Below are 8,168 nucleotides of genomic sequence, written 5' to 3'. Positions count from 1 at the left end.
TACGAGGGCTTCTCGTGCACCGTGTCCGAACGGGCGTTGATCATCTTCACCGCCGTCTCGGGCCGCCCCCCCCCCAGCCGCCCCCCACCCCCCCCCCGCACCCCCACCACGCGCCCCCCCCCCCCCCCGCCCGACTGACCCCGGCGGGTGCCCGGGGGGCCGTAGCATCGCGATCATGGCCCATGATCCCCGCGACCTCGACGACGCCTTCCTCGCCTTCTGGCGCGAGCGTCACATCGCCACCCTGACCACCGCTCGCCCGGACGGCTCGCCGCACGTGGTGCCGGTCGGCGTGACGTACCAGCCGGAGACCGGGACGGCCCGGGTGATCACCAGCCGCACCAGCCGCAAGGCGCGCAACGTGGCGGCGGCCGGCCCGCAGGGCCTGCGGGTCGCGGTCTGCCAGGTGGACCGGGCCCGCTGGTCGACCCTGGAGGGCGTGGCCGTCGTCCGGGACGAGCCGGAGCAGGTCGCCGACGCCGAGCGGCGCTACACCGAGCGCTACCGCGAACCCCGGGCGAACCCGGACCGGGTGGTCATCGAGATCGCCGTCGACCGCGTCCTCGGCCGGCCCTGAGAGCCCTGCTCCCGGGCTTCCTAGCGGCAGGCGCCCATCCTGAGCGCGAGCTCGCGGGCGTGGTCGGCCGCCGCCGGGCCGCGGCCGGAGTCGGGCGCCTCGGAGAGGAAGACGAGCGCCAGCATCAGCGCGGCGTCCAGCCGGCCCACGACCAGGCACGGATCGTCGTCGGCCGGGGCGGTCGCCGTCCTCGCGTACCCGCTGCGGACCGCCGCCGGGTCGAGGCCGTTCTCCGGGTACCGGGCGTACTCGACGAGCCGGCCGAACTCCACGGCCGGGGGCCCGAGCAGGGCGTTCGACCAGTCCAGCAGGGCGACCGCCCGCCCCTGGTGGCGGCGGATGTTGTCGCTGCGCACGTCGAGGTGCAGCAGGCTGTCCTCGGTGCAGCCGGTGAGGTGGCCGGCGACCAGGGAAGCGGCCGGCGGCTCGGGCCAGTCGTCGACGCGGCGGCCGATCTCGGCCCAGCGGCGCCCGATGCGTGCGGCGATCGCCGCCGCCGTGCTGGTTCCCTCCGCCGCGACGGGCCTCAGCTTCGGCGGCGGCACCCGGTGGAGCCGCGCGAGGAGGTGACCCAGCTCGAAGGAGTCGAGGTCCGAGCCGTCGTCGGGGACGTAGGCGGACAGCAGCACGTCGGGGGCGGCCGGGTCGTCCGCCAGGACGAGCTCCCTCGGCTGCGCGACCGGCAGGCCGTGGGCGGCCAGGTGCTTCGCGATGACGTACTCCTGCCGGAGCAGGGTCCGGGTGTCCACGTGGGGGTCGTTGGCGTTCGACTCGAACCGCTGGCGTGCGAGCCGCACCGCGACGGGCTGGCCGTCCCGCGCCTGCGCCCGGAACACGGAGAACTCCAGGCCCTTGCCGACGAGTTCCAGGCCGCTCAGGCCCCACCGCTCGGCCAGGTCGTCCAATGCGGCGAATCGCTCACTCATGTGCACCTTCGGGGTTTCGCGGTCGCAGGTCGGCCTGCGTCTTTCACCACCAGTGTGAAGGCGCCGGGCGGGCACGTCAGGCGTTCACCGGAGATGACGGGGGACGACGAGGGATGGCGCAGGTGCGGCCCCGGCCCGGCTCAGCCCCGGTTGTGGTCGCCGGCCGCGCCGTCGAGGAGTTCGCGCAGGATGTCCACGTGGCCCGCGTGCCGCGTGGTCTCCGTCACCATGTGGATGAGCACCCAGCGCAGCGACACGGCGTCGCCGAACCAGGCCTTGCCCAGGTCGTCGAGGTCGAGTTCGCCGATCACCTGGTCGGCGGCGGCGCGGGCGCGGGCGTAGAACGCCAGGACGTCCTCGGTGGACTCGTGCGGCTCCACCCTCATGTCGGAGGTCTCGTCGGCCTCCAGGTCGAAGGGCAGGGGCCCCGTCTCGCGGCCGAACGCCTCGCAGAACCAGCCCAGCTCGGCACCCCCCAGGTGCTTGACCAGGCCCAGCAGGTTCGTCCCCGACGGGGTCATCGGCCGCCGCAGCTGCTCGTCGTCCAGGCCGTCGAGCTTCCACAGCACCGCGTCGCGGTGCCGGTCGAGGGCGACCTGCAGACTTTCCTTCTCAGCACCGGTGAACGGTACGCGCTTCATCATGGGCGGACCGTACCAGCCGTCACCGACAGTGCCGCCGGGCCGGTGGCTGGGCCCCGTCCGGTCACGCCTGCGCGCGGAACGGGGCCGTCCGGCCGGGGTGGCGCCGCGTCAGGCGGAGCGGTGGTAGAAGGTGAGCGAGATCCGGACCGGGCCGTCGTCGGCGGCCGTGGCGAGGATGCGGACGATGGCGATGTCCTGGCCGCCCTGGGCGCGGACGCAGAAGCTGCGGTCGGTGCGCAGGGCGTTGAAGGGCAGGGTGGAGACCGGCTGGGTCTCGACGCCCTTGACGCAGTCGGGGAGGGTGAGCCGGCCGGTCGGCGCGACGTAGGCGTCGCTGTCCTCGGGGATGTAGAACTCGCCGGCGTGGCGGCCCAGGTACCAGGTGGAGGCGTCCTGGGCGGTGACCTTCCCGGCCTTGAGGTCGAACTCGTAGCTGGGGTCGGGGGAGGTGAGTTCGAGGTTGGTGTGGACGGCGGTGTACCCGGGGGCCGGTGTGGCGGCGGTGGTGGCCGGGGCGGTGGCGGACGGGGTGGTGGCGGCGCCGGCGGACGGGGCGAGGCCGGCGGCGACGTTCTGGTCGTCGAGGTCGTCGAGGTACTCGGGATCGAGCAGGACGAACGCGGCCGCGGCGCCGACGAGGAGGGCGGCGGTGGTCAGGAGCACGGTGCGGGTGCGGGTGTGCCGGCGGGCGGGGGCGGCGGGCTCGGGTCTGTCGGGGGCCGGTTGCAGCCGGGTGGGCGACGGGGCGGGGAGGCCGAGCCTGGTCGGGGCGTCGGCCGCGGCCCGGGCCGGGGAGAGGACGGTGGCGGGCGGGGCGGGTGTGGCGGGCGTGGTCGGCAGGTCGCTGTGGCGGCGGATCGCGCTGCTGACCTGCTGGGGCAGCCAGTCGTCGGAGAAACGGAGTTCGCCGCCGGTGGCGGGGTGCCGGCGGGCGGCCTCGATCAGCTGGGCGGTGCCCGGCCGGTCCTCGGGGCGCTTGGCCAGGCAGAGCCGGACCAGTTCGTGCAGTCCGGATGGCAGGTGGGAGAGGTCGGGCTCCTCGTGCACCGCCCGGTACAGCGAGGCGGGCTCGGGCCCGTCGCCGAAGGGGGGAGTGCCGGAGCCGACGTAGGCGATCAGGGCGCCCAGCGCGAAGACGTCGGTGGCCGGGGCGGCGGACAGGCCGAGGGCCTGTTCGGGGGCCATGAAGCCGGGCGAGCCGATCCGCAGGCCGATGCCGGTGAGCGGGCTGGCGTCGGCGGCCCGGGCGATGCCGAAGTCGATGACGCGGGGGCCGTCGGCGGCGACGAGGACGTTGCCGGGCTTGAGGTCGCGGTGGACGACGCCCGCCGCGTGGATCGCCTGGAGGGCCTCGGCGATGCCGGCGAGGAGCAGCAGGACGGTCCGTTCGGGCAGCGGTCCGTAGTGGTGGACGACCTGCTGGAGGGAGGGGCCGGGCACGAAGGTGGTGGCCAGCCAGGGAGTGGCGGCGTCGGTGCCCGCGTCGACCACCTGGGCGGTGTAGAGGCCGTGGATGCGCCGGGCGCTGGCGACCTCCTGGGCGAAGCGGTGCCGGAACTCGGGGTCCTCGGCGAGTTCGGGCCGGACGACCTTGAGCGCGACCGGCCGCCCGCCGGGGGTGTAGGCCAGGTAGACGAGGCCCATGCCGCCCGCGCCGAGCCGCGCGCAGAGGCGGTAGCCGCCGACCTCGCGGGGGTCGTCCGGGGACAGCGCCTGGAACGCCGTGGGCGACGGGGCGCCGAAGGGCTCTGCGGTCATGCTGGCTCCCAGCGGGTCGTGCGGGTGGGACGGGGGAGTGGCGGAGCGGGGCAAGGCAAGGCAGGACGGGGCAAGGCAAGGCAGGACGGGGCAAGGCGAGGGCGCGGCGGGCGGTCGAGCCGGGGCCCGGACGGACGTCGGCGTCGTGAAGCGCACCGGATCATACCCCGACTGGGATTTCAGTCAGGAATGGGGTCCTCCGATCGGTCGGTGCCCCCTCCGGGTAAGGTGATTCCTTGTGGCTGACCGTCGAACCTTGATCATGGAAGCGGCTGCGCGGGTCATCGCCCGGCGCGGCGTCCGCGGGCTGCGCGTGGAGGAACTGGCGGCGGAGGCGGGTGTTTCGACCGCGCTGATCTACTACCACTTCAAGGACCGCGCGGGGATCCTCCGCGCGACGCTGGAGTTCATCAACGACCGGGCCGAGCGCTACACGACGGAGCGCGCGGCGGACGCGCCGCCGCTGGACGCCCGGGGCGAGCTGGAGCAGACGCTGCTGCTGGAGCTCCAGGACACCCCCGAGGTGCGGGAGAACAGCACGGCCTGGGGCGAGCTGCGGGCGAGTGCGGTGTTCGACCCCGAGCTGCGGGAGGACCTGGCCCGGGCCACCCTCGTCTGGGTCCAGGAGGTCGCGGAGCTGCTCGGGCAGGTGCGGCCGATGAACGGGGCCGCCGCCCTGGCGGCCTCGGCCGAGCGGCTGACCGCGCTGCTGGAGGGGCTGAGCGTCCGTTGGCTCAGCGGCAGCCTGCCGGTGGCGCACGCGCGCGAGCTGATGGCCGGCGCGATCGAGGCCGAAGTGGAGCGACTGCGCGGGTAGCGTGCGTCGCGTTCCGGCCCCGGGCGAGGCGGCCCGGGGCCCTTTTCCCGTGTCGGGGTCGGCCGGGCAGTTCCATGATCTGGAGCTTGACTGAAAATTCAGTCAATGTCAGAGTTGCGGCTGCGGGGCCACCGGTCACTCGGTGGGCAATACTTGATTTGGAGATCCGTCATGAGCAGCACCCACGGTGACAACCGCTCCCTGTTCGACCGCCTCTTCGGGGCCCCGCCCCCGCCCCCGCATCAGGCGGAGCACGGCCTGCCGTACGCCGGCGAGGCCGGGCTCCCGCAGTGGTGGGTGGACCGCGACGACGTCCCGCACGCCCGCACCTGGATGTCCTGGCCGTCCCGCAAGTCCGTCTGGGGCCGGCAGCTGGCGGGTGTCCAGCAGGACATCGCGCTCATCGCCCGGACCATCGCCCGCTTCGAGCCGGTGGTCATGTGCGCCCCGGACGACTACAGCGTCCGGGAGGCCCAGTCCCTGTGCGGACCCGCCGTCACCGTGACGGACGCCGTCCCCACCGACGACCTCTGGATGCGGGACACCGCCCCGGTGTTCCGGCGCGACGGCTACGGCCGGCTCGACGCCGTCGGCCTCAACTTCAACGGCTGGGGTGGCAAGCAGACCCACCGGGACGACGCCGAGGTCGCGCGCGGCATCGCCGAGATGCTCCGACTCCCCTTCTCCTGCGCGGAGTTCGTCGGTGAGGGCGGCTCGGTCGAGACCGACGGCGACGGCACCCTGATGGCCACCGAGAGCAGCCTGGTCAACAAGAACCGCAACCGGGGCATGAGCCGGGACGAGATCGAGGAGGCCGTCCTGGAGGTGTACGGCGCGGACAAGATGATCTGGGTCCCCGGGATCAAGGGCCAGGACATCACCGACGACCACATCGACGTCACCTCCCGGTTCGTCCGGCCGGGCGTCGTCCTGGTGCAACTGCCCCCGGCGGACCGCCACGACGTCTGGGCCCGGGACGCCCGGGAGCAGTTCGACATCCTCTCCCGGGCCACCGACGCCAGGGGCCGCAGGCTCCAGGTGATCCGGGTGGACGGTCCCGACACCGTCCGCTCGCGCGACTCGAAGTTCGTTGACTCGTACCTGAACTTCCACGTCGTCAACGGGGGCGTGATCGCCGCCCAGTTCGGCGACGTGTACAAGGACGAGGCCGCCCGGCGCACCCTCGCCGAGGCCTTCCCCGGGCGCGAGGTCGTCCAGCTCGACGTCGACCGCCTGATGGCCGGGGGCGGCGGCATCCACTGCTCCACGATGCAGGAACCGCTGCCTTAGGGCCTGTCCGGTCGACCGGGCCCAGCAGATCCTGAAGACGCGCCCTAGGCGCGCCAGCCCGCGATCTCCGTGCCGATCGCCTCGCCGAGCAGGCTGCGCGCGCGGTCGAGCGGCAGGGAGCCGCTCAGCCAGCGGATGCTGAGGCCTTCCAGGAGCGCGGTGAGGCGTTCGGCGGAGGCGGCGTGCGCGGGCGCGGTGCCGAACGGGTGGGCGCGGCCGAGCAGGCCGGCGATCTCGTGCACCCAGGTGTGGGTGGCCCTGGCCAGGTCCTCGCGGAGGCGGGACTCGAAGACCGCGCTCGCCCGCAACTCGCCCCAGGCGGTGCTGTTCTCGCGGACCTCGGTGGAGTCCTGGAGTTCCAGCAGCAGGGCCTGGGCCAGTTCGCTCCAGGGGTCGTCCGCGGGCGCCCCGGGCTCCGGTTCGGCGGTGTAGCGGTCGGCCCGTTCGCCGATGAACTCCAGGGTCTCGCGGAGGATCCCGGCGCGGTCGGTGAAGTGGTAGTAGATCAGCGAGGTCGACACCCCGGCCTCGGCCGCCAGTTCCCCCACCCGCAGTCCGCGTACGCCGCGTCGCGCGATGAGTCGTGTGGCCGCTCTCAGTATCTCTGTTCGACGGTCTGGCATGGTGGTCCACTGTACTCGAAATATTGACTGAACTTTTAGTCTGGTTTGAGAGGCGCCCACCCCGGCCTCCCGGCCCGGCGGATCGCCCGATTCGCCCGATCGGCGCCGCGCGGGCTCGCCGACGGACCCGCCGGCCACCCCTACTGTCGGATATCGCCCGCTTCGGGGTGGAATCCGTGTCGACGAGGGGACCTGCCATGAGAGAACCCGCCCTGTCCCGCCGGGCCGTGCTGCGCTCCTGGGCGGCCGCGGCCGTGGTCGCGATGGTGGAAGGCTGCGGTTCGTCGGGGGCCTCGTCCCCGAAGGACGAGCCGACCACGGCCGCCGGCACGGGCACGGGCGGAGCCGCGAGCGCCGCCGCGTCGTACGCCATGCCGGCCGAGTGGCGCCCCCACACCAGGACGTTCATGGCCTGGCCGGCCCTCGAATCGGTGTGGGGCGACCAACTGCCCGCCGTCCGCCAGGACATCGCGCACGTCGCGCAGGCCGTCGCCCGATTCGAACCGGTGGTGCTGATGGCCCGCCCGGACCAGAGCGCCGCGGCCCGGCAGCTGTGCGGCTCCAGCGTCGAGGTCCTCGACCTGGCGGTGGACGACCTGTGGGCCCGCGACACCGGCCCGACCTTCGTCACCGGCCCGGCAGGACTGGCCGGCGTCGACCTCAACTTCAACGGCTGGGGCGGCAAACAGACCCACGACAACGACGCCAAGGTCGCCCGGTACCTCCTCGACCACTACAGGATCCGGCGCATCCAGGCGCCGATCACCGGCGAGGGCGGCGCGATCGAGGTCGACGGCGAGGGCACCCTGATGGCCACCGAGAGCTCGTGGGTCAACGCGAACCGCAACCCGGGCACGAGCCGCGACCAGATCGAGGGGGCCCTGAAGGAGCTGTTCGGCGTCCAGAAGGTCATCTGGTTCGCCGGCGTGGCCGGGCAGGACATCACCGACTGCCACATCGACGCCCTGGCCCGGTTCGCGGAGCCGGGCGTGGTCGTCATCCACCGCCCCGGCCCGGACACCCCGCCGGACATCTGGTCCCGCGCCTCCGACCAGGCCTTGCAGGTGCTCGGCTCCACCACCGACGCCAAGGGCCGCAAGCCGCGGATCGTGGAACTCGCCGAACCCGACCTCACCGGGCAGCCGGACCGGGGCAAGGACTTCCTGGCCACCTACCTCAACTACTACGTCGTCAACGGGGCCGTGATCATGCCTCAGTTCGGGGACAAGGCCTCCGACGACCGGGCGGCGGGCGTGCTGGCCGACCTCCACCCCGGCCGCGAGATCGTCCCGGTGAGCATCAACGCCATCGCGGCCGGCGGTGGCGGCATCCACTGCTCGACTCAGCAGCAGCCCGAGGCCGCCGCCGGGGCCTCCGGCGGCTCCTCGGGCCCGGCCTGACCGACCGGCCGGGCCTGAGTGGCCGGGCCTGACCGGCCGTGGGGGGGGGGGGCGCCCCCCCCGGCGGGGGGGGGGGGGGGCCCGCGCGCGCGCGCGCGCGACGCGGGGGCGCCCGCGGGGCGCGCGGGGGGCG

General features: G+C 74.0%; 8 protein-coding genes. 4 read left to right on the top strand and 4 right to left on the bottom strand.

Annotated elements, in window-relative coordinates; translation table 11 throughout:
- Positions 1–175: 175 nt before the first annotated feature.
- Entirely contained in the window at positions 176–577 is a 402-nt protein-coding gene (locus ACFV61_RS08890; protein ID WP_063350534.1) for a pyridoxamine 5'-phosphate oxidase family protein, read from the top strand.
- Between the two features lie 20 nt (positions 578–597).
- On the opposite strand, the gene ACFV61_RS08885 is transcribed toward ACFV61_RS08890, so the two are convergent.
- The 3 genes from ACFV61_RS08885 to ACFV61_RS08875 all read right to left on the bottom strand — a co-directional run bounded on the left by ACFV61_RS08885 (position 598) and on the right by ACFV61_RS08875 (position 3,905).
- Entirely contained in the window at positions 598–1,503 is a 906-nt protein-coding gene (locus tag ACFV61_RS08885; RefSeq protein ID WP_380490799.1) for a phosphotransferase family protein, read from the bottom strand.
- 140 nt (positions 1,504–1,643) lie between these two features.
- Complete coding sequence (locus ACFV61_RS08880; RefSeq protein WP_380490798.1) at positions 1,644–2,147, bottom strand: DinB family protein; 504 nt, start codon at positions 2,145–2,147, stop codon at positions 1,644–1,646.
- A 108-nt stretch (positions 2,148–2,255) separates the two neighbouring features.
- Positions 2,256–3,905, bottom strand: coding sequence for a serine/threonine-protein kinase (locus ACFV61_RS08875; protein WP_380490796.1), 1,650 nt, complete (start codon positions 3,903–3,905; stop codon positions 2,256–2,258).
- Between the two features lie 262 nt (positions 3,906–4,167).
- Here ACFV61_RS08875 and ACFV61_RS08870 point away from each other — a divergent pair, with 262 nt between their 5' ends.
- Both ACFV61_RS08870 and ACFV61_RS08865 read left to right on the top strand, forming a co-directional pair.
- Positions 4,168–4,722: a TetR/AcrR family transcriptional regulator gene (locus tag ACFV61_RS08870; RefSeq protein ID WP_063350538.1), complete on the top strand. Its 555-nt coding sequence runs from the start codon at positions 4,168–4,170 to the stop codon at positions 4,720–4,722.
- A 171-nt stretch (positions 4,723–4,893) separates the two neighbouring features.
- Entirely contained in the window at positions 4,894–6,012 is a 1,119-nt protein-coding gene (locus ACFV61_RS08865; protein ID WP_380490794.1) for an agmatine/peptidylarginine deiminase, read from the top strand.
- Positions 6,013–6,056: 44 nt separating this feature from the next.
- Here ACFV61_RS08865 and ACFV61_RS08860 read toward each other — a convergent pair whose 3' ends face one another.
- The gene (locus tag ACFV61_RS08860) at positions 6,057–6,635 is read right to left on the bottom strand and encodes a TetR/AcrR family transcriptional regulator (protein ID WP_063350539.1); all 579 of its coding nucleotides are present in this window, start codon (positions 6,633–6,635) and stop codon (positions 6,057–6,059) included.
- A gap of 197 nt (positions 6,636–6,832) precedes the next feature.
- Here ACFV61_RS08860 and ACFV61_RS08855 point away from each other — a divergent pair, with 197 nt between their 5' ends.
- On the top strand, positions 6,833–8,035 hold the full coding sequence (locus ACFV61_RS08855) for an agmatine deiminase family protein (protein ID WP_380423984.1): 1,203 nt from the start codon (positions 6,833–6,835) through the stop codon (positions 8,033–8,035).
- The last annotated feature ends 133 nt before the right edge of the window (positions 8,036–8,168 follow it).

The organism is Kitasatospora sp. NPDC059817 (genome assembly GCF_042731835.1).
Lineage (GTDB): Bacteria > Actinomycetota > Actinomycetes > Streptomycetales > Streptomycetaceae > Kitasatospora.
Note: the sequence above shows the minus strand (reverse complement) of the source record. Positions and strands in the feature narration are given on the sequence as shown.

What these genes read in the sequence shown, in the direction of transcription:
- ACFV61_RS08890 (WP_063350534.1), top strand. Translation starts at nt 176, where the DNA reads ATGGCCCATGATCCCCGCGACCTCGACGACGCCTTCCTCGCCTTCTGG.
- ACFV61_RS08885 (WP_380490799.1), bottom strand. Translation starts at nt 1,503, where the DNA reads ATGAGTGAGCGATTCGCCGCATTGGACGACCTGGCCGAGCGGTGGGGC.
- ACFV61_RS08880 (WP_380490798.1), bottom strand. Translation starts at nt 2,147, where the DNA reads ATGATGAAGCGCGTACCGTTCACCGGTGCTGAGAAGGAAAGTCTGCAG.
- ACFV61_RS08875 (WP_380490796.1), bottom strand. Translation starts at nt 3,905, where the DNA reads ATGACCGCAGAGCCCTTCGGCGCCCCGTCGCCCACGGCGTTCCAGGCG.
- ACFV61_RS08870 (WP_063350538.1), top strand. Translation starts at nt 4,168, where the DNA reads ATGGAAGCGGCTGCGCGGGTCATCGCCCGGCGCGGCGTCCGCGGGCTG.
- ACFV61_RS08865 (WP_380490794.1), top strand. Translation starts at nt 4,894, where the DNA reads ATGAGCAGCACCCACGGTGACAACCGCTCCCTGTTCGACCGCCTCTTC.
- ACFV61_RS08860 (WP_063350539.1), bottom strand. Translation starts at nt 6,635, where the DNA reads ATGCCAGACCGTCGAACAGAGATACTGAGAGCGGCCACACGACTCATC.
- ACFV61_RS08855 (WP_380423984.1), top strand. Translation starts at nt 6,833, where the DNA reads ATGAGAGAACCCGCCCTGTCCCGCCGGGCCGTGCTGCGCTCCTGGGCG.